This window comes from Thermogemmatispora carboxidivorans (genome assembly GCF_000702505.1).
In the GTDB taxonomy this organism is placed as follows: Bacteria; Chloroflexota; Ktedonobacteria; order Ktedonobacterales; family Ktedonobacteraceae; genus Thermogemmatispora; species Thermogemmatispora carboxidivorans.
The window spans coordinates 4,899,604-4,922,765 of record NZ_JNIM01000001.1 but is presented as its reverse complement, the minus strand read 5'-3'; the positions used below and the strand labels follow the sequence as shown (position 1 = coordinate 4,922,765).

At 60.8% G+C, this 23,162-nt stretch carries 19 protein-coding genes; 13 read left to right on the top strand and 6 right to left on the bottom strand.

Annotation, left to right across the window (positions count from 1 at the left end):
* Window positions 1-390: 390 nt before the first annotated feature.
* Both N688_RS19440 and N688_RS19435 read left to right on the top strand, forming a co-directional pair.
* The gene (locus tag N688_RS19440) at window positions 391-1,884 is read left to right on the top strand and encodes a hypothetical protein (RefSeq protein ID WP_202901972.1); all 1,494 of its coding nucleotides are present in this window, start codon (window positions 391-393) and stop codon (window positions 1,882-1,884) included.
* A gap of 450 nt (window positions 1,885-2,334) precedes the next feature.
* Window positions 2,335-4,890 (top strand): DNA polymerase domain-containing protein, encoded by a 2,556-nt coding sequence (locus N688_RS19435; RefSeq protein ID WP_202901971.1) that lies wholly within the window; start codon window positions 2,335-2,337, stop codon window positions 4,888-4,890.
* A gap of 90 nt (window positions 4,891-4,980) precedes the next feature.
* On the opposite strand, the gene N688_RS19430 is transcribed toward N688_RS19435, so the two are convergent.
* Window positions 4,981-6,189: a helix-turn-helix domain-containing protein gene (locus tag N688_RS19430; RefSeq protein WP_052890829.1), complete on the bottom strand. Its 1,209-nt coding sequence runs from the start codon at window positions 6,187-6,189 to the stop codon at window positions 4,981-4,983.
* 226 nt (window positions 6,190-6,415) lie between these two features.
* On the opposite strand from N688_RS19430, the gene N688_RS19425 reads away from it, so the two are divergent.
* The 4 genes from N688_RS19425 to N688_RS19410 all read left to right on the top strand — a co-directional run bounded on the left by N688_RS19425 (window position 6,416) and on the right by N688_RS19410 (window position 9,823).
* Entirely contained in the window at window positions 6,416-6,631 is a 216-nt protein-coding gene (locus N688_RS19425) for a hypothetical protein (protein WP_052890828.1), read from the top strand.
* Between the two features lie 332 nt (window positions 6,632-6,963).
* Window positions 6,964-7,254, top strand: coding sequence for a hypothetical protein (locus N688_RS19420; protein WP_052890827.1), 291 nt, complete (start codon window positions 6,964-6,966; stop codon window positions 7,252-7,254).
* Window positions 7,255-7,789: 535 nt separating this feature from the next.
* Window positions 7,790-8,521, top strand: coding sequence for a dienelactone hydrolase family protein (locus N688_RS19415; protein ID WP_052890826.1), 732 nt, complete (start codon window positions 7,790-7,792; stop codon window positions 8,519-8,521).
* A 90-nt stretch (window positions 8,522-8,611) separates the two neighbouring features.
* On the top strand, window positions 8,612-9,823 hold the full coding sequence (locus N688_RS19410) for an acyl-CoA dehydrogenase family protein (RefSeq protein WP_052890825.1): 1,212 nt from the start codon (window positions 8,612-8,614) through the stop codon (window positions 9,821-9,823).
* 88 nt (window positions 9,824-9,911) lie between these two features.
* On the opposite strand, the gene N688_RS19405 is transcribed toward N688_RS19410, so the two are convergent.
* On the bottom strand, window positions 9,912-11,261 hold the full coding sequence (locus tag N688_RS19405) for a lysophospholipid acyltransferase family protein (RefSeq protein WP_052890824.1): 1,350 nt from the start codon (window positions 11,259-11,261) through the stop codon (window positions 9,912-9,914).
* Between the two features lie 372 nt (window positions 11,262-11,633).
* Entirely contained in the window at window positions 11,634-12,431 is a 798-nt protein-coding gene (locus N688_RS19400) for an SDR family NAD(P)-dependent oxidoreductase (protein ID WP_052890823.1), read from the bottom strand.
* 468 nt (window positions 12,432-12,899) lie between these two features.
* On the opposite strand from N688_RS19400, the gene N688_RS19395 reads away from it, so the two are divergent.
* Both N688_RS19395 and N688_RS19390 read left to right on the top strand, forming a co-directional pair.
* Window positions 12,900-13,421: a thiamine pyrophosphate-binding protein gene (locus tag N688_RS19395; protein WP_052890822.1), complete on the top strand. Its 522-nt coding sequence runs from the start codon at window positions 12,900-12,902 to the stop codon at window positions 13,419-13,421.
* A gap of 92 nt (window positions 13,422-13,513) precedes the next feature.
* A complete protein-coding gene (locus N688_RS19390; protein ID WP_052890821.1) occupies window positions 13,514-14,089 on the top strand; it encodes a thiamine pyrophosphate-dependent enzyme in 576 nt (191 codons plus the stop codon).
* A 145-nt stretch (window positions 14,090-14,234) separates the two neighbouring features.
* Here N688_RS19390 and N688_RS19385 read toward each other — a convergent pair whose 3' ends face one another.
* Complete coding sequence (locus N688_RS19385) at window positions 14,235-16,589, bottom strand: xanthine dehydrogenase family protein molybdopterin-binding subunit (protein WP_052890820.1); 2,355 nt, start codon at window positions 16,587-16,589, stop codon at window positions 14,235-14,237.
* A gap of 440 nt (window positions 16,590-17,029) precedes the next feature.
* On the opposite strand from N688_RS19385, the gene N688_RS19380 reads away from it, so the two are divergent.
* The 3 genes from N688_RS19380 to N688_RS19370 all read left to right on the top strand — a co-directional run bounded on the left by N688_RS19380 (window position 17,030) and on the right by N688_RS19370 (window position 19,591).
* Complete coding sequence (locus tag N688_RS19380) at window positions 17,030-18,550, top strand: gluconokinase (RefSeq protein ID WP_052890819.1); 1,521 nt, start codon at window positions 17,030-17,032, stop codon at window positions 18,548-18,550.
* 45 nt (window positions 18,551-18,595) lie between these two features.
* A complete protein-coding gene (locus N688_RS19375; RefSeq protein ID WP_156025529.1) occupies window positions 18,596-18,985 on the top strand; it encodes a DUF488 domain-containing protein in 390 nt (129 codons plus the stop codon).
* Between the two features lie 408 nt (window positions 18,986-19,393).
* Window positions 19,394-19,591: a hypothetical protein gene (locus tag N688_RS19370; RefSeq protein WP_052890818.1), complete on the top strand. Its 198-nt coding sequence runs from the start codon at window positions 19,394-19,396 to the stop codon at window positions 19,589-19,591.
* 224 nt (window positions 19,592-19,815) lie between these two features.
* Here the strand turns inward: N688_RS19370 and N688_RS19365 are convergent, their stop codons facing one another.
* Entirely contained in the window at window positions 19,816-20,502 is a 687-nt protein-coding gene (locus N688_RS19365; protein WP_052890817.1) for a sigma-70 RNA polymerase sigma factor region 4 domain-containing protein, read from the bottom strand.
* Between the two features lie 512 nt (window positions 20,503-21,014).
* Between N688_RS19365 and N688_RS19360 the strand changes: the two genes are divergently transcribed.
* Together N688_RS19360 and N688_RS19355 are read left to right on the top strand one after the other, a co-directional pair.
* The gene (locus N688_RS19360) at window positions 21,015-21,602 is read left to right on the top strand and encodes a hypothetical protein (RefSeq protein ID WP_156025526.1); all 588 of its coding nucleotides are present in this window, start codon (window positions 21,015-21,017) and stop codon (window positions 21,600-21,602) included.
* A 204-nt stretch (window positions 21,603-21,806) separates the two neighbouring features.
* Window positions 21,807-22,292: an NUDIX hydrolase gene (locus N688_RS19355; RefSeq protein ID WP_052890815.1), complete on the top strand. Its 486-nt coding sequence runs from the start codon at window positions 21,807-21,809 to the stop codon at window positions 22,290-22,292.
* A gap of 283 nt (window positions 22,293-22,575) precedes the next feature.
* On the opposite strand, the gene N688_RS19350 is transcribed toward N688_RS19355, so the two are convergent.
* Window positions 22,576-23,103: a hypothetical protein gene (locus N688_RS19350; protein ID WP_238321095.1), complete on the bottom strand. Its 528-nt coding sequence runs from the start codon at window positions 23,101-23,103 to the stop codon at window positions 22,576-22,578.
* Window positions 23,104-23,162 lie beyond the last annotated feature (59 nt).

Here is a 23,162-nt window from a genome sequence, read left to right as displayed (position 1 = left end):
TGATTTCCTGAAAAAGCTGAGGCTGGAGTTGAGATTTCTCAACTCTGTACCGGTACTTTTTTATTAGCCTCGGATTGGTAGATGCATATGGATCATATCATCTGCTCTATGCTTGTATAGGGCTAGCTGAACAGGAACCAGTCTGTGTCGTAGTGCTCTCTGCCGGGTCAAAGTGTGGTCGTGGGCGGGGATAGGCGGGCGGGTGAGCAGGGAGGCCCGCTTGAAGGCCAGGGGGGGATAGCGGGGGTGGGGGCGCGGCAGAGGGTGGGTGCAGTGAAGGTTCTCATCGCTCTTTCCCTTTTATATTTGCCTACCAGTTGTCTGAATGGCACTGGTGATATCCGCTGAGGGGCGGCATCATCCTGTGGAAAGGAAAGGTAACCAGCTACTATGTCCCGGAAGCAAGCACCGTTATCGATGTACGAGGGATCACGGAGAGCACGTCGCCGCTGGCCGATTCTGGTGGGGGTAAGCATTCCCTTGCTCCTGCTGCTGATTGCGGCGGGGGTCTTGGTGCTGCCCCACCTGACCTCGCGGGCGGCTGACGACAATACCGATTGTTCGCTCATCGTGCCGCCTAATCCACTGAGCGCCCAGGGGCTGGCGACGCCCTACCAACTGGTTGCCACCAATCCCGCCAATGGGCCATGTCATGAGGCCAACCCGGCGCAGGCGGCCTTTGTCCAGGGGGCCATTCTGGACCCCCGTACTGGGCAGATCTCTATCTATAATCCTCTCGTTGTCGACCAGGGCACGCAGCCGGCGATCCAGCCGACCCCGCCCAAGCTGCCCCAAGGGGCGGTGGTCGGACTCTGGTTCGGCTTCAATGGCGACAATCTGACCCTGGTTGATAACAATGGCAGCCTGAGACAGGGACGCTGCGTCAACGGAGTCAATGGCAGTATCTTTGGTCAGTTTGCCTACTGCAATGCCCCAGCCTTCTTCGCCGCGGCCAATTATCTCATTCGCAGTGGGCGGCTGAAGGTTCCGCCGATCGGCACGGCCAAAGATGGCCAGCCCTGCCCGACGACGCGAGATTTCAGCCTGGTTGACCAGGATCAGAGCGACAACGTGGTGACTGAGTATTTGGTGACCGCCGATGGGCGTATTGCTCAGATGACCGCTGCCAATGTTGCTGCTCTGCAGGGAGCGCAGGTGCAAACCAACGGCAGCGATGAGCGGCTGCTATCGATCGGTCTCGATAGTGCCCTTGGTTGCACGCCCTGGATGGCGCCCGATCTGGCTGATCCCGGCCATACGGTGGCGGCCTTGCCGCTTAATGAGCTGCAGGCTGCCCTCTATCAGAAGCAGCCTGTGGCCCTTGTGCCTGCCGGTGATCCAATGGTGCTCAACAATGATCAGCTCGATCTGCGCAAGCTGAATGCCTATCGCGTTGGGGTTGATCAGGCTCCTGTGGGTTCGCTCAACCAGGCCAGCACGGCTACCTACTGTCAGAATCTGGTCAATGTGGCGCCGGCTCGTCTGAAGCTTGATCAGCAGTTTACCCAGGCCAGCCCTTCGCCCGATGCGGGAGCGGCGAATTCGCTCTTTACCTTCCTGGCCCAGCGCTTCGTGACCACCTATCAGGAGCTGAACTGTCAGGCGCTGATCAATCTGCCCGATCCGATTACGGTAACGACCGATGCCAACGGTGTGGCGGTGGATGCGACCATTAATGTCCCCAATGGGGGCGGCAATGGTGGGGGCAACGGTAACGGCAATGGCCAGGGAACAACCGTCGATTGCTCGGTCAATGGGCGAGTCATTCAGGGCTGCTCTGGCACGGTGACGATCAATGGTGCGCCGTGTACGTTAAAGCTGGATCAGGCCAATCATCAGGTGGTTATCCAGTGTACGCGCCGCGGCACGGTCCAACCTCAGTAGAGCCAGACTGACCAGACTGAGCTGAGCCTCTCACTCGGGCAATGCAGATTTCATGAGCCATAGGGCAGACCGCCTTTGGGGGATGGAAGACAGGTCGCGGTTCAGTCGCTGAGATGATCAGTGCCGGCGACGGCCTCGAGCCGTCAGCAGATTTCTTACTCCTTTCACTGGTTTCCCGGCGGTCTGCCTCCCTCTCCACTGCCGGAGTAGAAGTTTACTCACACCTGCTGTGAGTCTTCTGCTCCGGCTCCCCAGATGCTTTTCTGATCTACTCTTGTGAGCGTCTTGACTGATGCTGCTCAGGTTTTTTCTTCTCTCAAGCAAGCTACCGATCAAAGACCTTATTCAACGTTTGGCTCTCTTGCGCTCGGCGGCCTGAACGTGTTAAGCTTAGAACAAAAGTTAAAGGTGTTGCTACTCAACTCTCGCCAGCGAGCAGTGAGAAGAGCGATGGTTATGATTTCTGCTGAGGGGGCTGCCGGCGACAGGGCGATGGTCTCGCTCTGCTCGCAAGAGCAAGAAGATGCTTACCTCTTTGGCTGGAATCCGACTCCGGGCATTGTTTCTGTCTGGGCGAATCGCCGGGGCGAGGCTGTGGTCTGGCGCCGTGAGGGTGAGCACGTCCGCTGTGCGCGTGAGCGTTTCTGGCCGTGGGTACTGGCAACCTCTCTGATGGATCTGGCCGCGCTGGGCGGGCGCCTGTTGCAGATTGCTGTTCTGCCTCCTCCGCCGTCGGAGGCGCCCCCAGGGCTGGTCTACTATCGCGAGCTGGATGGGCCGGGGGGAGCCTATCGTTTCCTGCTGTTCTGTGCTGATCAGAGCCACCTGGAGCGCTTGCTGTTGCAGGGGGCTGCGCGTCGTCTGGGGCGGCGGCTGGCGTCGCTTAGCGAGCTGGAGGATTACTACGCGGTCGGGCCGGTGGAGCAGTATTTGATGCAGACGGGCCAGGTCTACTTTCGTGGCCTGGCCTATGAGGATCTCCATCGTCTGCAGGTTGATCTGGAGACAACGGCGCTTGATCCTCATCGAGGGCGCATTTTCCTGGCGGCGGTGCGCGATAGTCGCGGCCTGGCAACGACGCTAGAGGCGCCGCGCGAGGGGGATGAGTCGCGTCTGATTCGCGAGCTGTGTGATTTGATCTGCCAGCGCGATCCTGATGTCATTGAGAATCATAATCTGTTTGGCTTTGATCTGCCATTCTTGGAAGAGCGTGGGCGCGTGCTGGGGGTGCCTCTGATCCTCGGGCGGCAGGGGGCGCCGGAGGCGGCGCGCCGCCTCCGGCGCTATCAGGAGACGCTGGCGATCGGTCCGGAGGCGCGTCGGCGCCTGCGCTATAGTGTGGCGGGCCGGGAGCTGGTCGATACGCTGGATGCCGTGCGTCGCCATGATTTTGTGGTGCGCGATATGCCGAGCTACGCCTTAAAGGATGTGGCGCGCTACTTCGGCATTGCCTCGGCGGAGCGCACCTACATTGCCGGGATGGATATTGTAGAGACCTATCGGCGCGACCCTGAGCGAGTGCGTCGCTATGCCTTAGATGATGTGGAGGAGGTAGATGGCCTGTCGCGTCGCTTGCTGGGGGCCCCTTTCGCTCTGGCGAGCATGGCGCCCCGTCGCTACGAGCGCCTGGTCTCGGCGGGTCCGGCAATGGGAGTCCTGGAGCCGATTCTGGTGCGCAGCTATCTGCGTGCGGGAGCGGCGCCGCCGCGTCCTTCTGTGGAGGAGGCCGAGGGTGATGGCTCGCATGAGGGTGGAGCAGTGCATCTCTTTGCCACGGGGGTAGCGGAGCATGTGGTCAAGGCAGATGTGGCTTCGCTCTATCCTTCGTTGATGCGCTCCTTCGCCATTGGTCCGCGCTGCGATCGGCTGGGGGTGCTTTTGAGTATCCTGGGACGTCTGACGGATCTGCGCCTGCAGCATAAGGAGGCAGCTCGCCAGGCTCCTCCTGGCTCGGTCGAGGCCAATCACCATGCCGCGACTCAGGCCGCGATGAAGATTCTGATCAATGCGGCCTACGGCTATATGGGCGCCGGCAAGATGGCGCTCTTCGCCGATGCCCAGGCTGCGGCTGAGGTGACGCGCCGTGGGCGGGCCATTCTGGATCAGGTGGTGGAGGGGCTGCGCGCTCGGGGGCTGGCTTTGATTGAGGCCGATACCGATGGCGTCTATTTTGCGGTCCCACCCGAGTGGGGTGAGGAACAAGAGCGAACCCTGGTGGCCGAGATTGGGGTGGGCTTGCCTTCGGGCATTCGTCTGGAGTATGAGGGACGTTATCGGGCTATGTTCAGCCATGAGGTGAAGAATTATGCTCTGCTGACCTATGATGGTCGCTTGATCGTCCACGGCGTGGCTCTTCGCTCCAGTCGCGCCGAGCCGTTCGGCGAGCGCTTCTTGCGGCGTGCTCTGCTGGCGACGATGCTGGGGAAGGTCCATGAGGTGCGGGCTGTCTATCTGGAGACCGTCGAGGCGCTGCGCGCCCGGCGATTGCCTGCCGCAGCAGTGGCGACTCAGGTGCGGCTGACAAAGACGCCAGAGGCCTATTTTGCTGCACGTCAGCTCCATCAGGAGCCCGCCTATGAGGCACTGATCAGGGCGGGACGGCACCATTGGTTTCCCGGCGAGCGGGTGCGCTTCTATCGGTCCGCCGAGAAGCAGTATATCTGGCTGCCCGATGAGAATACAGAGGAGGTGCCCGCTGGTCAGGAGTGGCTGGCGCTGGCGCCGGCTTCGGCTGAGGAAGAGGCTCCGCTGACGACGGTGGAGCGCGTACGCCAGAGTAGCAGGGAGCTGGCCGAGCGCCGCGACTACGATGTCGAGTATTATATTCGCTTGCTGACCAGCTCCTACGCCGCGCGCCTGCGGAAGGCCTTTGCTCCCGAGGATTTTGAGGCGCTGTTTCGTGAGGATCGCCAGCTCTCACTGTTTATGGAGACGAAGCCGCTGGAGCAGATTCAGCCGCGCTGGATTCGCTGTCAGCTGTCGCGAGATCAACAGGATGGAACGTGAGACGCCGCACTGGCCAGGCGAGAGAGAAGAGTAACGGCACCAAGCTGGACCAGGCTGGCGTACTGGCAAGCTGATCTGCTCCGGCTCACTTCATTGGGACATCTCGTTGCGTGCTTGCTGCAGATGTTCCTGCAGCTCCTGGCTGAAGGCGCGCACGATGGCCAGGCCGCTGTAGCCGGCACGCTCTATCTCGCTGAGCAGTTCGTGCCCTTTGGTCAGGCGATGAGGCGATTGCCAGCCGGTGACTGCCTGCAGGAAGGCCCGAGCCTCTTCGATGCAGGCCTCGACCTCGTGCAGGCGTAAAAGTGCCTGGGCCCGGTAAAGGTGAAGGCGGTAATCAAGCCAGAGGTTCCTGTCAAGAGAGATCTGACGGTGTAATTCTTCGTATCTCTCTAAGACTTTCTGGGGCTGGTTGGTGTAGAGGTAGCCACGCGAGCGTAGGAGAAAGATGCCGCTGAGTTTGTGGAAGACAAAATCGCTCCCGTCGCCGTAAGCTCCTCTGAGAGGCTCGGCCAGGGCGATGGCCTGCTCGATCGTGCGTTCGAAGCGCAGTGCGTCGCCGGCAATGGCGTACATCTGGCTGAGGTAGGCGCTGGTGAAGGCCGCCAGCGGTTTGCTGATCTTGAGCGAGAGATCGCGCGCTTCCTCCAGGGCACTGATGGCCTCAGTGTAGCGTCCAATGCGCTTGAGTTCGACGCCGAGCTTTTGGAGGGCATGGGCGGTCAAGACTGGGTCCCTCGCTTGCCGCGCCGCAGTCAACATCTCCTGAAAGGTGCTGCGGGCACGGTCGTAGCGGCGGTGCTCGTAGTGCATCAGCCCGACAAGGCTCTGGTACTGGATGGTCAGAGCCTGCAGGCGCTGCTCCTGGCGCAAGGGTGGCGGCAGCTCGCTGCGGCAGACCTCCAGAAAGCGCCCGAGGCGCTGCACCTGCTGCTCTATTTCCGGGAGGGGAGCCAGACGCCTCATGGCCAGAGTTTGCCTGAGTAGCGCTTCGGCCACTGCCAGGGTTTCCTCAAAGAGCTGGCTTTTGATGAGGTGGGTCGCCTGGGGATTGAAGGGATCGTAGGAGGAAAGCCCGAATTCCCACGGAGGAATCTCCAGCAGCTCACAGAGACGGCGCAGGGTGTTCGGGGCGGTGATCCGCTTCTTGCCGTATTCAATGGCCTGGACATAACGCCAGTCAACCCCCGTTCCTCCTCGGGAACGTGGCCAGCGCTCCGCCAGTTCTTGCTGCGTCAGGCCACGCCGCTCGCGATATTTCCGGATGATTTTCCCATAATGATAGCCACCCGCGCTCATAGGAGCCTCCTTTCTTGTGCTCGCTTGACCAGACAGCAGGTTTCGCGCTGCCCCACCCCAGGGGCCTTCTCTCGTACTAACTAGTCTGTTTGTATGCAAAGATGTAAAGGGATTCTATGCTTCTGAATAGAAGCCATCGCATACCCCTATGAGGATTGTAGCATAGTTGGCGACAATAGGAAAGTTACGCTTTCTGTAGGCATCTTGTGTAACAGGAGGCAAAAGTATGTGTGAGAGCGAGATCGCGCGACTAAGAAAGCGCCTGGAGGACGAGTATGAGGCCGCTCGCTGGGGCCTGACAGGGCTGGCTGCAGGTGCCGCTCAGCATCGCTTTATTACGGCTCGCATTCGCAATATGGAGCGCTGTCACAAACGCCTGGCCCGCCTGGTTGGTGAGGAGCGTGCGACTGCCATTGCTCTGGAGGTCTGGCGCACCAGATAGCTGGCTGAGGAAGGCGAGAGGCGTTCTTAGTGGGCCTTGCTTCCATTCGCATATTACAGGACTACGCCAGGCTCCGTGGCAGTTGGCGGGCTACGGGATCACTTGCCTCACATGGCTCGCCAACAGGGGCGCGTGCCAGGCCTGTCGCCGGCGATCTTGGTGATCCCCTTGCTCCCCTGGCTCTCTCGGCTCTCTCTGCCCGTCTCGCTCTCCAGTAAGCTAGCAAGACGACCATACCAGGATCAGGATATAATGACTCAAGAGCCATACCTTGGTATTGAAGTTCTTTGATTCTCTGCTCTAAAAAAGGTGATAAGCAAGGAGGGAGTCCTATGTCCAATCAGCAACAGCCCGAGTCGCAGAGGCCACGACCAACCGCCTATCTTACACGCGGCTACGATCTCTTTCGTGGCCTGGAAGGGAAGCCGATCATCGGCAGCACCCCTAATCAGCGTTATCTGGGACGCATTGTGCTTGAGGTTTGGGAGCCGCTCCGAGCCGGCCAGCATCCCGAGGAGATGGCCTATATCATCAGCCCGGCCCGCGGAGTCTCCAGCGACGAACTGTTGCTGCGCGCTACGCGGGCCATGAACACAGAGCTGGAGCGCCGTCGCAAAAAGTAAGGGAGATGGTCCAAGCCTCCTGTCTGCCCTTTGCGAAGGCTTCCCGACCGAGGCCATCCTATCAGATACTGCCAGCCCGGCTCGAGTGGAGGCTCAGCAGCCTGCAGCGCCATCGGTCTGCTTCTGCTCTTCAGTCTTGCTATAGTGCTCCATCTCTTTCGAGTACGTCGTAATCTCAACGCTCGCTGTGGCGGGCTAATGTTGGCGAGACGGTGCCCTCCCTATCGCTCTCCTGCTGCTGAGTCGGGTCATCAGGGGGGGCCTGTTGATCCCATAGACGGACTACGCTCAAGCAACTGCGCTGGCCTCCTTGACCACAGCAGCTGCGCGTTGCGCTGGATAGAAATCCTCTGACCTCGCTGGTGGCCTGGTCCAGCTTACTCCTACTCTTCTCCCCCTTCTGCAGCGATGCTGCTGGCAAGCAAATAAACAAACGAGCAAGCAAGAAGTGCAGAGAGGCTTGAAGCCGGTCAGCGGGAAGAGACTATAATTTGAGCAGGCAAAGAAATACACGGCCACGCAAAGGAGACCCCAGATGGCTCAACCTGTGACGCAGATGGTCACATTTCCCTCCGAAGGGCGGCAGCTCGCTGCATTTCTGGCACTGCCGACCGCGAGCAGCGAGCAGAGGGAGGGAGGAAAGGGACCCTATCCCGGCGTCGTGGTGATCCACGAGATCTATGGTCTCAACGACAACATCAAAGACATCGCCCTGCGTCTGGCTGGCGAGGGCTATGTGGCCCTGGCCGTTGACCTCTTCTCGACTGGGAACCGCACCGTCTGCATGTTTCGTATGATGAGCGGTCTCGTCTTCAACTCGCTCAATCATCGAGGAGTGCGTGATCTGCGCCATGCCCTCGATTTCCTGGCCCAGCAACCGGCGGTCGACAGAGAGCGGCTTGGGGCCATTGGTTTCTGTATGGGGGGGAGTCTGGCCATTGCCTGGGCCTGCACTGACGAACGTCTGCGGGCCATTGCCCCTTTCTACGGCATGAATCCGCGGCCTCTAGAAGCTGTCAAGCGCGCCTGCCCGGTGGTTGGCTCCTATCCCGAGCAAGACTTCACCACCCCAGCTGGTCGCAAGCTTGACGCTGTCCTGGACACCTACCAGATTCCGCACGACATCAAGATTTATCCGGGAGCCAGGCACTCCTTCTTTAATGATCGTGGCTCCAGCTATCACCCCGAAGCGGCGCAAGACTCCTGGCAGCGTGTGCTAGCCTTCTTCCGTGAGCATGTTCTGGCGCCGCGGGCCCAGGCGCTCTAACGGCTAACGGCTGATCAGACCTGGATCGAAGCGCGCGTCTGCGGACTGGAGAGGTCTGTTTGTGCCATCCCCAACCAAGGAGAGCAAGCGATGGATTTCACCTACTCAGAAAAAGTCAATGAGCTACGGCAGCGACTCCTTGACTTCATGGAGCGCTCTATTTATCCCAATCAAGAGACCTATCGAAGGCAGATAGAGGCTTCGGGTAATCCCCATCATCATGCCGAGATCGTCGATGAACTCAAGCAGAAGGCGAAGGCTGAGGGTCTCTGGAACCTCTTCATGACCGATCCCCGCTACGGGCCGGGCCTGAGCAACCTGGAGTATGCGCCGCTGGCCGAAATCATGGGGCGCGTCAGTTGGGCCTCGGAAGTCTTTAACTGCGCGGCGCCCGACACTGGCAACATGGAAATCCTGGCGGAATTTGGCACGCCGGAGCAGAAAGAGCAATGGCTCAAACCGCTGCTAGAGGGAGAGATACGCTCGGCTTTCGCTATGACCGAGCCGGACGTTGCCAGCTCGGACGCTACCAACATCCAGTTGACCATTGAGCGTCAGGGAGACGAGTATGTCCTCAATGGGCGCAAATGGTGGATCTCGGGAGCGGCGCGTCCACGCTGCAAGATCTTCATTGTCATGGGCAAGACCGATCCTCACCATCCCGACCGTCATCGTCAGCAGAGCATGATCCTGGTGCCGCGCGACACGCCGGGAGTGACCGTTGTGCGCAGCCTGCCGGTGATGGGCTATCTCGATAACGAGAGCCATTGCGAGGTCCGTTTTGAGAACGTACGCGTGCCAGCGAGCAATCTCCTGGGGGAGGAGGGCAGCGGCTTTGCCATCGCTCAGGCGCGCCTGGGGCCGGGGCGCATCCATCACTGTATGCGGGCCATCGGAGCGGCCCAGTATGCGCTAGAGTTGATGTGTCGCCGGGCCCAGACGCGGGTTGCCTTTGGCAAGCCGCTGGCGGAGCAGGGCGTCATTCAAGAATGGATCGCCCAGTCGCACCTGGAGATTGAGCAGGCCCGTCTGCTGACGCTCAAGGCCGCCTGGATGATGGACACCCTGGGCAAGAAAGCGGCCCAGAAAGAGATTGCCATGATCAAAATTGTCGCGCCCGCTGTCATGACCAACGTTGTCAATCGCGCGATGCAGGTTTTTGGCGCGGCGGGTCTGTGCGATGACTTCCCACTGGCCTCCATGTGGGCCCACGGGCGCACCCTGCACATTGTCGACGGTCCCGATGAGGTCCACAAGCGCTCACTGGCGCGCCTGCTCCTGCGCGAGCAGCGTCTTCCGTAGGTCTGGCTGAGCTGACTGGAGGCACCCGGAGCCGCTGCCGTCACTCCTGCTGCTGCTGCTGCTGCTGCACCTGGTGCCTCCGCCGATCTCAGCTGGCCTGGCCCCTATGGCGGGCGGCGCTGGCTGCGGAGACCGAAGCCGGGCTAGCCAGACCGACGCTGAGCAGATCCTGTAGCTCGTTCCAGGCATAGGCCAGGGGGGCCTGACGATAGCCAGGCTCGCCGCGCCCCACCTGGATAGAGAGGCTCCCGATGGTGGCCTTCCAGGTGCGTCGCCCAGTCCGGCGCACGAGCTGCCGGTGTGCGGCATACCTGAGATAGTGGCGGGCGAGCCGGCGCACGCTGCGAGCGTTGAACAGGCGCCGGTCAACATGCCTGCCGGCTCGCTTCAGCTGCAGCGCCTGGCGGTTAATAGCCATGACCAGCTCATCCAGGGTAAAGAAAGGGTGCCCTTCCTTGCTGCGCTGAACGAGGAAGCCGCTGGCGAGCTGGGTGCAGGTGAAGTGCGCGCTCAAGAGCCAGGCGTGGCGCAGTTGCTCATGCAGCTCGCGCTGCGGCAGCTGGGGGGCACGCTCGATGCTCGGGGCCACACTGACGAAGACCCGCTTGCGACGGCGCACGGTCATAAAATCATACATGATCGCAATGGGCACCACACAGGTTTCGGGCGCGCCGCCACGCAGAAGGCGATGAGGGGCTGCAGTAATTGGACCAAGGCGGCCATCAGGTGAGAGCTGGCCTTCCGGCGCCCCCCAGAGCGAGCCATCCCGGGCGAGCCAGGCTGAAAGAACATTGAGCTGCTGCCTCAGTTCCTCCAATACCCGGTTCTTGACACGTAGATAGACCTCCGGCTGGAAAATTTCAGCTCCGCTGAGACGGCGCAAGATGCTTCGATAATGCCAGGAAAGAAGCCGCGAGCAGGGAGCGGTGGCCAGACGCTGCGCCTGCTCACCAGCACTGTGTGCCCATTGCTGGAGAAAGGCCGGGCCGAGAATCTCGCCCGCCGGACGGTCTCCCTCGCTCTCAAGGGCATTGCGCAGCCAAAGTTCGATCGGACGCAGGTGGATGTTTTCGATCGGACGCAGACCGATGAAGCGCAGGAGGCCCTCCAGCGGGAGCAGCCCCAGCAGGCGCGAGAGCCAGCCTGGCTCTGGGAGAATGCGGCTGAGGAAGCGGGGCGCGAAGGCGTCGCTGCGAATGGCAAAGAGGACGTCTCGGGTGATGGCTCGCCAGCTCCAGCGCGCCAGAATGGTGGGAACCTCGATCATCGGATCAACGTCGCGTTTGTGGGCCATAGCAAAGTAGACTGGTCGCCCACGCGCAGGTAGGTGCTCCAGGCCGTGAAATTCGATCTTATGAAAGAGCCGAACACCTACCCAGAGAATGCCTGCGATCAGAACCCGGCTGCAGGCGGCCAGCACTGCTGCAAGATGTCTCATGATGACTCCTTGCCTCTCTAGCTAGCTAACTGGCAGGGTTGGATGACATCGCTCGCAGGATGGATTGTTTGGCTGTGTGTACTCTGTGGCGGGCGGTTCACTGCAAGGCGCCAGACCGAGGGCCTGCAGGGAGATCAGGCTGTTGCGCGCTTTCAGACACTTCTTCTGTCAGGAGAGCCGATGCATGCAAGCAGCGTCGACCTTGACCGCGGGCCGCTGTTGCTGATGAAGTGGCGAGAGAGCATAAGAGAGGCAACAGGCGTCCTGCGAGAACAACCCTGCTGGCAGCAGAGCGCGAGTGATCAGAGCCTCAGAGGGCAGGTATCACCAGGGAGTGAGACCTCTGGTACCTGCCCGTGGGGCTGGTGCCTATCAGGACATGACGCCGCCGCCGTCGATGTTGATGGCTTGCCCGTTGATGCCCTTGCTGCTTTCCAGAGCCAGAAAGACGGCGATTGCTGCCACTTCCTCTGGCTCAATGAGGCGGTTCTGGGGGCTGCTGCGCGCCAGGCTCTGACGGGCCTGCTCCTCACTCATGCCGGTATGGGCCACGATGTTGCTGACGCTGGCGTCTGTCATTGGTGTGTTGACGTAGCTGGGGCAGATGGCGTTCACCGTGATGTTGTAGGGGAGCAGCTCGACGGCGAGGGCGCGGGTCAGGCCAAGAACACCGTGCTTGGAGGCCGTGTAAGCGGCGATGTAGCGCCCGCCGACGCGCGAGGCGATGGAGGCGATATTGATGATGCGCCCGTAGCGCTGCTCGACGAGCGTTGGCACAAAGGCTTTGCAGACGTAGTAGACCCCGGTCAGATTAACGGCGAGCAGCCGGTGCCAGAGTTCGTCGGGGTGGTTCAGGAATTTGTGACTGCCGGCGATGCCGGCGTTGTTGACCAGAATATGGACGCCGCCCAGACCTGTGCGCAGCTCGTTGGCCATGCGCTCAACCTGGGTCGGGTCGGTCACGTCGCAGGTCGTAAAGACGCAGCGCCGACCTTGGGCTTCAATCTGGGCCGCGAGCTGTTCTAGCTCGCTGGTATTTCGCGCGCAGATGCCCACATCGGCCCCGGCCTCAGCGAGGGCCAGAGCGGTGGCGCGTCCGATGCCTTTGCTGGCTCCTGTGACAACGGCTCGCTTGCCGGCCAGTGGAAGGTGCTGCAGTAACTCAGTCATCGTTGGCTGATCCTCTCCTGTCCAATGGGTAGTCGCTGTGACCTGCCTCGATGAGGCAAGCGCTTCGGACTGGCTAGGGCTGGCTCGGCTCGTTGGTCTTTCCCGCCGGCGACGCGGGGGAGGGAACCGACCGAACCGAGCCGGACGAAAGTGCGGGGAGCCGCCTGCGCTGCGTGTCCTGTCTGCTGGCCAGGAGTGCTTGGTGAGGCAGGCCATATCAGGCCGGCCCTCCTCCGGGGCGGCGCTCGCGCTTGCTCCTCTTGCAGTATGCCACAGGGAGCGCTGCTTTTCCAGTTGGTGCCTGGCTCTGTTGGAGTGCTGTGCTTCCTGGAAGGTCATTCGCTGATGTTTTATACTAGCCTAAGAGAAAGCGAGAGTTGAAAGCTGATGCTCCCTCCGCCTTTCATGCATGCAGCTCGCAGACTCTCTGCTCGCTCAGGTTTGAATGTCAGAGAGGAGGATAGCACGATGCCAGTCTCTCTGGAGGGGGCGCGCCGCATCTACGAGGCCCTCAAGGCTTGTGATATCAGGCTGGTTTCGGCTTTGCCCGAGACCTGGCTTGTTCCCTTGCTGCGTCTGGTAGAGGCGGATCAGGAGATGCGCCTTGTGCAGGTGGCGAGAGAGGAGGAGTCGATCGGCATTGCGGCAGGGGCTTACTTTGCTGGCGTCCCTTCGGTTCATGTGATGCAGAACCACGGCTTGCTGGCGGCCATTAATCCGCTCGTCTCGCTGGCCATGCTGTACAAGATCCCTGTGCTACTGCTCATCAGCTATCGCGGCTCCTGGGGTGAAAGGGACCCCTGGCAGACGCAGGGGGGACTGGTCACGGAGCCGGTGCTGCGAGCGCTGACAATCCCTTACTACTGCCTGCGCCGCGAAGATGACGTGGCCCGACGCCTCAAGGAGGCTCAGGCGCTGGCTCTCTCGGCTCTGCATCCGGTGGCGGTCTTGTTGACCCGCGAAGTGCTCTGGGACGATGAGGAGGCCTGAGTAGCGGCCTTCTCTTACTGGGCGCAGCCTGGGTAAGCACAGAGAGGGATCTTGTACTCTGATGATGAGCAGAAGGAGGGGAAGCAAAGAGCATGTTGCGCGCGGATGCCCTGCGGGAGATTTATCCCGAGCTAGAACAGCGGATTGTGGTTACCATTATGGGGGCGGTCGCTGCCGAGCTATATGCGCTTGGTCATCGACCCAACTTTTTCTATATGGAGCATTCGATGGGGTTGGCCTCGTCCTTGGGCCTGGGCCTGGCCCTTGCGCTCCCGGAGCAGCAAGTGATTGTCCTCGATGGTGACGGCTCCCTGCTGATGAATCTCGGCACCCTCACAACGCTGGCCCGTTATCGGCCTCCGAATTTGCTCCACATTGTCTTTGACAATAGCAGCCTGGTCTCCATAGGGGGCTTTCCCACGGCGACCGCCAGCGGGGCTAAGCTGGCGGAAATGGCGCGGGCGGCGGGCATGCCGCTCGTCATGGAGGCGGAGACGTCTGCCCAGTTCCGCCATGCGGTGACTGAGGCCCTGGCACGCCGGGTAATGACCACCCTGGTGGCCAAAGTGGAGGCGAGCGGCCCGGCCTCCTATCGTCTCGATCTAGATTTGTTAGAGAACCGCTTTCAGTTCAAGCGCTATCTCGACTCGCTGCGCTCTTTCTCCTGAGCGACCCGACCGCCTGCGCCAGCCGTGAGGTGAGATCGTTGAGAGAGGGGGCGGCGTTGGCACGAGGTCAGAAGGAAAGGGGCGCGCCCGCGCGTGCCAGTCTGGTGAGGTGATCACGCCTGAGCGCGCCCGTCCTGGGGCCGGCTCAGGTCGACGAGCGCGCTGTTTGCAGCGTGCGCCAGATCTTTTCTGGCGTGAGAGGCATGTCGATTTCCTTGATGCCGAGAGGGGCCAGGGCATCGAGGACGGCGTTCACAATGGCTGGTGGGGCGCCGATCGTTCCCGACTCGCCGATGCCCTTGGCTCCGAGCGGATTATTCGGCGAAGGCGATTCCACAAAATCGCTGGTAAAGGAGGGGACCATCGTCGCCAGCGGTAGTGCATAATCCTGAAGGGTTCCGCTAATGAGCTGGCCATGCTCGTCGTAGAGCACTTGCTCATACAGAGCCTGGCCGATGCCCTGAGCCAAGCCGCCGTGGAGCTGGCCTTCGGCCAGCGTATGGTTAAGAATGCGGCCCGCATCATCGACGGCCACGTAGCTCAGCAGGTGCACCTCGCCGGTCTCGCTGTCGATCTCGACGACTGCCATATGGGCCCCGAAAGAGAAAGTGGGACCGGAGGCGAAGTCACGGCGAGCGGCCAGACCCGTGATTGACTGGCCAGTCAGTGGGTCAGCGGGTTCTGGCTCAAGCAGGGTGGGCTGCTCCTCGGCCAGGCGCGCCAGCTCTCCCAGGGTCACAGCGCGTGTTGGGGCCCCCTGGACCATTACCCGCCCATCCTGGAGGAGCAGATCAGCGGGGGCCGCTTCCAGGGCCTGGGCGGCCAGGCGTAGGACCTTCTCGCGCACGGCCTGCGCGGCCAGCAGCACGACGGAGCCGCCCATCTGAGTCACGCGACTGGCAAAGGTGCCGATGCTGAAGGCCGGCAGTCGGCTATCGTTCAGGTGTACCTCGACGCGCTCGGGCGCAACCTGCAGGACCTCGGCGGCGATCTGCGTAAAGGCGGTCACGTGGCCCTGGCCGGTCGAGGAGACGCCGCTTTCCACCACAACGGTGCCGTCGGATCGGATGCGCACAGTGGCTGCCTCGCGCGGCTGGTTTCCCTCATCGCCAGAGATCTCGGTAAAGGTTGCCAGCCCAATACCGAGCAAGCGCGGGTCATCAGAGGTGCGGCGCTCGCGCTGGCGGGCCCGCCAGCCCTCGTAGTCGGCCAGCTCCAGCAGACGGTCAAAGGCAGCCTGATAATTGCCGCTATCGTAGCGCTGGCCAGTGACGGTCTCGTAGGGGAAAGACCCAGACGGGAGCATGTTGCGTCGTCGCACCTCGACAGGATCAAGGCCCAGCTCGGCGGCGACGCGGTCGATGACGCGCTCGATGATATAGGTCGCCTCGGGGCGACCTGCGCCCCGGTAAGCCATCGTGGGGACCTTGTTCGTGAAGACGCCGAGCACTGTGCTCTCAACGGCCTCTAGCTGATAGGCACCGCAGACGAGGCGTGGGGTACGGATCGGTACAAGGGCCGTGATCCCCAGCAAGAAGGCGCCCAGGTCGGCGATGTTGCGCAGGCGCAGGGCCAGCAGCCGCCCATCGTCCTGATAGGCCGCCTCCACGTAGTTGATCTGGCCTCGCCCGTGGGTCTGAGCTTGCAGATTCTCGCGCCGCGTTTCAATCCATTTCACCGGGCGGCCCAGTCGATGTGCGAGGGCGGCGCAGACCAGCTCTTCGCCGCCGAGGCGCGTTTTCGCTCCAAAGCCGCCGCCGCTCATGGCGTTGTGCACATGAACCTGACGGTGCTCCAGGCCCAGGGCTTCCGCCAAAACCTGGTGAGCCTGGTAAACCGCCTGCGAAGAGAGCCAGGCGCTCAGCTGGCCTGTCTCTGGGTCGTAGTCGAAGAGGCAGGCGCGGTTCTCTAGTGAGGAAGGGGCCAGACGCTGGTTCTCCAGGCGCAGACGGGTGACATGGCTGGCGCGAGCAAAGACCTCCTCGACATTGCCGGCCTTCAGCGGCATTTCGAAGGCCAGATTGCTGCCAAACTCGGGGTACAATACGGGTGCATCGGGAGCCAGAGCGGCCTCGGGATCGCTGACCGCCGGCAGCGGCTCGTAGTCGACCTCGACCAGGTCAAGGGCATCGGTGGCAGCAGCCAGGCTCTCGGCAACGATGACCGCCACCGGCTCACCAACGTAGCGTACCCTGTCCCTGGCCAGTGGGTGCTTCTCCGGACGCTTGACACCAGGCACAGGTACTGCAAAGATCGGCGGCAGCTCTGGTAGATCGGCGGCGCTGAATGTCGCTACCACGCCCGGCAGGCTACGCGCTTCGTCGAGCTGGATGCCCTCGATAGTAGCATGGGCGTAGGGACTGCGGACGAAAACGGCGTGCAGGATGGGTGGGCGTCCATTCAGCCTGATGTCATCTACAAAGCGCGCCCGCCCGGTAATCAGGTCGTAGTCCTCTACGCGGCGTCGCATTTCTGCCGGCTGTTTCATGGTCGTGCTCATGCAAATAGTCCTTCTGCGTGATGTTTCTCTGGCCAGAGGTGGAATCCATCCAGGGGCTGTAGTCTATTATAAGATATCAGCCCGCTTCCTTCTTCGCTGCAACCCGCCTTGGCAGAGTCCTCTTCTTATCGCTCTGCCCCCAGCTGCTGTCTGCTGCCGCCTGGTGAGAGCAGGGTACTGCATCTTGAAACGTATGATATGATCGAACTGATCCACGGGAAGAACAGGAATCCTGACACATCTTTCGGCCACTGCAACGTGTCAGCATAGGGGCTACTCCTGTGGAGGTGCCACTGCAGGAGTCGCGAAGGAAGAAGCAGCCTTTTGCCCATTCTTCTGCTTCTCTGTTGCGTGGGGCCGAGTCGAGACCTGCTCTGCTCATTGCGAGCAAAAGAAATCTTGGGAAAAGGGAATAGAACAACAAAAGGAGCGTAGGAAGCGTGAAAGGTGCCGGATCGAGAGATACGCTGGCCGAGCCGACAGTCCTGGCTATCGATGTGGGAACCTCTTCTGTGCGAGCCATGCTTGTTGATGCGCGAGGTGAAGCGGTACCGGGGACCCTGACCCAGTATCGTTACCAGCTCAACACGTCGGCCAAAGGAGAAGCCACGATCGATGGCGACAGGCTTGTTGAGCTGGTGGCCAGAACCATCGATGGAGTACTCGAAGCGGCGGGAGTGATTGCGCAGACCATCGCTGCGGTGGCGACCGACACCTTCTGGCACAGCCTGATAGCGATTGATGCCCAGGGGCAGCCGTTACTACCGCTCATTACCTGGGAGGACACGCGCGCGCATGCGGCGGCGGCTGAGCTACGTGCGCTGCTTGACGAGCGGGCCATTCATCGTCGCACGGGGGCTCCGTTGCAAAACAGCTACTGGCCAGCCCGGCTGCGCTGGCTGGCGCAGCTGCGTCCTGCGCTCCTGCAAGAAAGCGCCCAGTGGCTTTCCTTTGGCGAGTTTCTGCATCGGCGCTTACTGGGGCGCTCGGTTTGCAGCCTCTCGATGGCCTCGGGAACGGGCCTGCTGAATCTGCGGAGCCTCAGCTGGGATGAGGACCTGCTGCAGGCCCTGGCGGTGCGTCGGGAGCAGTTTCCGGTACTCGCTGATCTGCGCAATACTTTGCAGGGGCTGCGTCCTGCCTATGCTCAGCGCTGGCCGCTGCTGAAAGATGCGCTCTGGTTCCCGCCCATTGGCGATGGGGCGGCGGCGAATGTTGGTTCGGGCTGTGTTGTGAGTGCGCGCTATGCTCTGACCATAGGTACCTCCAGCGCACTGCGGGTGACGGTGCCGGCGGACAGCGTTGAGCCGCCGCCTGGCCTCTGGCTCTATTTGCTCGATGCGCGCCGGGCTTTGCTGGGAGGTGCGCTAAGCGAAGGCGGCAACCTCTTATCCTGGTTGACAGAGCTGTTACGTCTGCCGCCGCTGGACGAAGTAGAGCCGCTGGTCTCGGCGGTGCCGCCTGATAGTCATGGTCTTACCATCTTGCCGTTTGTAGCGGGCGAGCGCAGCCCTGGCTGGCATGCTGAGGCGCGCATGACCATTGCCGGCCTGCATCTGAAGCTACGTCCTGTAGACCTGCTGCGAGCGGCGATGGAGGCTTTGGCCTATCGCCTGGCTGTTGTCTACGGGCGCCTCAATACCCAGCCACAGCTACGTGAGGGAGGAACGCAAATCATTGGCAGTGGGGGGGCGCTCCTGCGCTCTCCGACGCTGCAACAGATCATTGCAGATGTGCTGGGTGAACCGCTCTATCCTTTACGGATGCGCGAGGCTGCCGTGCGTGGTGTGGCCCTGTTGGCCCTTGAATCCCTGGGACTTGTCCCCGACGTAGCTCAGATCGCGCCACCTCTGGCCTCCCCAGTGCTTCCCGATCGCGCGCGCGGCGAGCGCTATCGCCAGGCCATCGCGCGCCAGCAGCAGCTCTATGATCTCCTCTTGCCCAGTGGTGGCACTGCCTGATCCGAATACAGCCCTGACTTGCTTCGAGGAAAGGAGGGACCGGTCATGTCTGGAGAGACGCCTCTGGTTCGGCTCAAGCGTGTCTACGAGGAGCCGCTAGAGAGCGATGGAACGCGAGTGCTTGTCGAGCGGCTCTGGCCACGTGGCCTCTCCCGGGAGCGGGCACGGATCGATCTCTGGCTCAAAGATGTGGCTCCCAGCGATGAGCTGCGCCGCTGGTTTGCCCATGATCCCCAGAAGTTCCCCGAGTTTCGTCGGCGCTATGAGCAGGAACTGCGCGACCAGGAAACGGCTCGTGCCGCGCTGAACCGTCTCCTGGAGCTGGCCCAGCGCGGACCGCTGACCCTTGTCTACTCGGCGCGAGATAGTGAGCATAACAATGCAGTTGTGCTGCGCGATCTCTTAGAGCGTGGCGGGTTTGCCTCCCCGAGCTGATCTCAGCTGGCGATGAACCCTGGCTGAGCGGCTGGCCGCTGATGCCTGATTCTCATCCAAGAAGCGCAGCCGCAAAAGCCTATTGTTGCGGCGCTCCAGCTCGCCAGCGGGCGAGAGGGTGATTGCTGGCCCTGTGATCCGTGCCCTTGTGCTCCTGTGCTGTCTTGCCATCAGGGTACGGCTTTTTGTTTTGTTTGGGCTTGCTGCTCCAGAGTGTCTGGCTCCTTTGGAGTGGAGATTGACGCGGTCGAGTGGTAAAGGCGTCCTTCTTTAGTGAGAGGTAGTACTGTTATCCCTCTGACCGGTCAGATGTTGGATTCTGGAATTTCTCTCGGTAGATTCACGAGTGGCGCCAGAGAGAATGTGGTTGATGCACTGGTGAAGCAACAGCACGAAAGGGAGAAAATTATGAAAATCCAGCAATTCAAGTACCTCCACTGCTCAGAGGATCATGAGGAAGGCATTATTCTGGTTGATCCAGAGACCGAGTCGATCCCGGTCACCGATGAGCGTGGGAATGTACTCTACTATTGCATGGGAGGACAGCACGTATTTTCTTCCGATATGAATGGGTTGATCATGCAGAGCCTCCTGGATGACGAATGAAGCAAGATTTCAGGTCTTAGCAGCAAGGGAAGGGTACAGAAGACGCATCTCTCACCCATTACGGACGCCACACCACACCCACTTCTGGCCACACAGCAGACGCGCAGGGCTGAGCGCCCAACCCTGCGCGTCTCTTCTCTTTCTTTCTTGCTTTCTTGCTTTCTTGCTTTCTTTGCCTGCTGGCGGTTGTCTTGTCTTCCGTAGCTGGATCTGTCTGACTGCGCCTACTCGACTCTCAACAGCCAGCGCAGGCGTTCGCGGTTGCGGCGCAGGCGATCGATCAGATTATGATTCAGACGGTAGATCTCCTTGATATCGCTGAACTCATCGGCGCAGCGCAGTACGATCTCGCGAGGCTTCAGGCCGCAATAGTAGAGTAAGTAAGCAAGGCGCCGCTCGCGTTCGTGAGGCAGCAGGCTCTGGATCGATTCCCAGGTATAGTCGTCTTCCTGATCACTGGGCTCCTCGGCTTCCTTGTACAGGAATGGGGTTTCGAGTGGGGGCAGAGCGATCTCCTGCCGGCGTTGATAGCTGCGCAGCACGTCGATAATGACGCCGTGGAGCGTGGCATGCAAGTAGCTCAGCACGGCCTTGAGGCTTGGGAACTCGGGGGGATGTTCCTGAACTGCCTGCCAGAAGCGGCTGAAGGTCAAGGCGATGTAGTTTTCTTCGGAATCGTGCTGGAGCGCCTGGCTCATGCCGGGGTGGGTGCGCAGCCAGAGGCGAACAGTCTCGGTCAGACATTGCTGTAGCAGAGTCCAGGCCTGGTCGGTTTGTTGCTCAACCGCGCGGCGAAATAACTCCAGGCAATAGCCTCCATCGGCTGGCTCGTGCCGGCGCGAGCGCTGCAGCTCGAGGACGCAGCAGTTGGCCAGCGCTGTCAGATTGAGTTCGCTTAGCGTTTCTTCCATGTTTGTTGTCCCCGCTGTTCTCGCTCGGCAGCCCTACGGTACGACGTGTTTCCCGGGCCAGCAGTTTTTGCCTGGCTGGTTCGGTGAAGCTGGAGAACATACCGTTCATAAAATCTACATATATAGGTCTTTGAAGAGGTCCCATCCCAGGTGGGCAATAGCTCATCCTTTACAAGCAAGCATAATAGTACTCACCCCAGGTTTGAGGAAAGATAGAACGAGACGGTGGCCCCGGTCCTGCTTTGGTATTTAGCAAGGTAGCGATGAAACTTTCTTCGAGAATAACCGAATGTGCAAGAGCTTGTCAAGCGAGGGCTGTCTGCAGGAAATAACGCTTTTCTGGTCTGACACTGCTTGGGGGCCATCGGGCCTTGATAAGATATTGTATTTTAGCAGTATTTTGTGAGAAAATCGTATTATGGTTGGAAGTGTCTGATGCTCCCGGAACTGAGTCGGGGAGCGTCGATCTGGATTGGTGAGTCTAAGGAAGGATAGAAGGGTGGAAAAGAGCGATGCGATGGTGGAATCTGGGCCTTGTGCTTCTTTGGTGGCTAACGAGTCTTGTGCTCTTGAGTAGTTGTGGCAGTGAGGCGCTGCCGGCCTTGCATGGATCTGGGGGGGGAGCTTCTCCGACGATGGAGTCGGGCGTGAGGCCGAAGATTGTGGCCTCTGTTCCTGTGGGAGAAGAGGCGTCGACGGCGACTGCGGCCCCGATCTCGGCTCCTGGGGCCTCGCCGACGGCGACGGTGGCTCCGACGAGGCCGGTGCAGACTTCGATTGTCAGTGTGGCTCTCAGCTTCTACGCTGCTGTCCAGGCCCAGGACTATGCTCGGGCCTATGGTTATCTGGCGAACGATGTGACCATTAATCCTACTGGTGATCGCCCTCGGCCCCTGACCAGGGATCTCTTTGTACAGACGGCGCGCTCGCTTGACGAGACGATGGGCAAGGTCACGGCTTTTTCGGCTGAGGTCGATGCCAACAGCCCTGTGCTCATTATCATGACGATTTCCCGCAGCAATCTGGCAGCCTATCATTCGCATCTGGTGTTCAAGGATTTGGGCGGGAGTTGGAAGATTGCCTCGCTTGATAGAATCTAAGCCGTGGTGGCGTCGCTGCTCGTGCTCATTGCATTGCTGGGACTCAGGAGCTGCTGGCCATGCTGGCGGTGTGGTAGGGGAGGGGAGCCGACTGAGGCGTTGGTCTTGGTAGGAGCGGGCGGAGATCGAAGCAAAGCAAAGGCCAGCTGACTGGCTGCGTGGGGGCGCTGCCCGGATTCTGTTTGGTAAAGGAGTTAGCTGACCTTGTTTCGACCGGTTTTGGCAACGCTCGGCTATATTCTGTCGCCGGATCGTCAGCAGGTGCTGATGATCCAGCGCAACAAGCGTCCTGATGATCTGCATTTTGGCAAGTACAATGGACTTGGGGGGCGGCTGGAGCCGTGCGAGGATATAGTAAGCGGCATGCGGCGTGAGATCCGCGAGGAGTCTGGGCTGGAGGCGGAGGAGCTGGTCTTGCGGGGAACGATCTCCTGGCCGGGGTTTGGGAAGAACGGCGAGGATTGGTTTGGTTTTATTTTCCGTATTGAGCGCTGGTCTGGGCAGCCGCATGCTGGCAACCATGAGGGGACGCTGGTCTGGGTGCCGTTGGCAGAGCTGGAGAAGGTGCCGCTGTGGCCTGGCGACCGCTACTTCCTGTCGATGGTCTTTGATGATGACCCGCGTCCATTTCATGGCTGCATGCCTTATGCCAACGGTCAGCCGCAGAGCTGGTCGTACGTGCGGGTCTAGTCTCTGGTCTGGCCTGGTGCTTTTGGCGGGCTGGTGAGCTGGCCTGGCTGGAGAGCCGGGAAGAACCAACAGAAGGCTGCTCACCTTCCCCATCGGTTCGGCGGGGGGCCGAACGCGAGGTGAGCAGCCTTCTGCCTCGGGTCGTCGGGGGAGAAGGGAGAAGTATCTGCTGGGCACCTGGAGGATGTTCCCCTCCTGGCTGGTGCCTTGTCGCTCTTCTCTCCCCGGGATGGCCGGCGGAGCCGACGCGGCTGTGACTTGGCTATTGAACGAGTGGGGCCACTCAGGCAACGGTACTAGAGACCGGTGCCGGGGCCGCTTTGAGTATATAGCCAGTCTCCAGAATAGAGACGATATTGATACCAAAGATGCGCAGCTTGATACGTACGCGCGAGAGCACGTTGCGAATAGGGCGCGTGGCCTGCTCCCAGGTGCCGTCTTCAAGGGCCTTGAGCAGGTTGGCACGACAGCGCTCGATGGTGCGCTCGGTGACCTCGCCGTGATAGAAGTGGGCGAAGAGCACCTCGTACGGGCAGTAGTAGGGGTAGGAGTCCAGCAGCGGGCGGAGGACGTTCATCTCGTTATTGGTAAATTGCTGCTGGAGCACCAGCGCTGGCTGTTTGTCGAGATACGTGAGGCAGGAGAGGGTGCCGAAGGCCGTATTGAGGGCGAGGACGTATCCTTCTGGGAGCACGCCATGCAACGTATAGTGCTTGATGTGCTCGCGATCGTGAGTCAGTTTGCGTGCGATGCGGGCCTCTTCTCGGCAGGCGATCATTTGCATGGCGATTCTCCTTGTGCGTTGCTGCATATGACTGATAGTACTCCCTGACCGGTGGACGCGCGGATCGAACCGGGCCGGGCCGTTGC

Bases quoted from the DNA above. Each gene is read 5' to 3' on its own strand.
- N688_RS19440 (WP_202901972.1), top strand. From the start codon at position 391: ATGTCCCGGAAGCAAGCACCGTTATCGATGTACGAGGGATCACGGAGA.
- N688_RS19435 (WP_202901971.1), top strand. From the start codon at position 2,335: ATGGTTATGATTTCTGCTGAGGGGGCTGCCGGCGACAGGGCGATGGTC.
- N688_RS19430 (WP_052890829.1), bottom strand. From the start codon at position 6,189: ATGAGCGCGGGTGGCTATCATTATGGGAAAATCATCCGGAAATATCGC.
- N688_RS19425 (WP_052890828.1), top strand. From the start codon at position 6,416: ATGTGTGAGAGCGAGATCGCGCGACTAAGAAAGCGCCTGGAGGACGAG.
- N688_RS19420 (WP_052890827.1), top strand. From the start codon at position 6,964: ATGTCCAATCAGCAACAGCCCGAGTCGCAGAGGCCACGACCAACCGCC.
- N688_RS19415 (WP_052890826.1), top strand. From the start codon at position 7,790: ATGGCTCAACCTGTGACGCAGATGGTCACATTTCCCTCCGAAGGGCGG.
- N688_RS19410 (WP_052890825.1), top strand. From the start codon at position 8,612: ATGGATTTCACCTACTCAGAAAAAGTCAATGAGCTACGGCAGCGACTC.
- N688_RS19405 (WP_052890824.1), bottom strand. From the start codon at position 11,261: ATGAGACATCTTGCAGCAGTGCTGGCCGCCTGCAGCCGGGTTCTGATC.
- N688_RS19400 (WP_052890823.1), bottom strand. From the start codon at position 12,431: ATGACTGAGTTACTGCAGCACCTTCCACTGGCCGGCAAGCGAGCCGTT.
- N688_RS19395 (WP_052890822.1), top strand. From the start codon at position 12,900: ATGCCAGTCTCTCTGGAGGGGGCGCGCCGCATCTACGAGGCCCTCAAG.
- N688_RS19390 (WP_052890821.1), top strand. From the start codon at position 13,514: ATGTTGCGCGCGGATGCCCTGCGGGAGATTTATCCCGAGCTAGAACAG.
- N688_RS19385 (WP_052890820.1), bottom strand. From the start codon at position 16,589: ATGAGCACGACCATGAAACAGCCGGCAGAAATGCGACGCCGCGTAGAG.
- N688_RS19375 (WP_156025529.1), top strand. From the start codon at position 18,596: ATGTCTGGAGAGACGCCTCTGGTTCGGCTCAAGCGTGTCTACGAGGAG.
- N688_RS19370 (WP_052890818.1), top strand. From the start codon at position 19,394: ATGAAAATCCAGCAATTCAAGTACCTCCACTGCTCAGAGGATCATGAG.
- N688_RS19365 (WP_052890817.1), bottom strand. From the start codon at position 20,502: ATGGAAGAAACGCTAAGCGAACTCAATCTGACAGCGCTGGCCAACTGC.
- N688_RS19360 (WP_156025526.1), top strand. From the start codon at position 21,015: ATGCGATGGTGGAATCTGGGCCTTGTGCTTCTTTGGTGGCTAACGAGT.
- N688_RS19350 (WP_238321095.1), bottom strand. From the start codon at position 23,103: ATGCAGCAACGCACAAGGAGAATCGCCATGCAAATGATCGCCTGCCGA.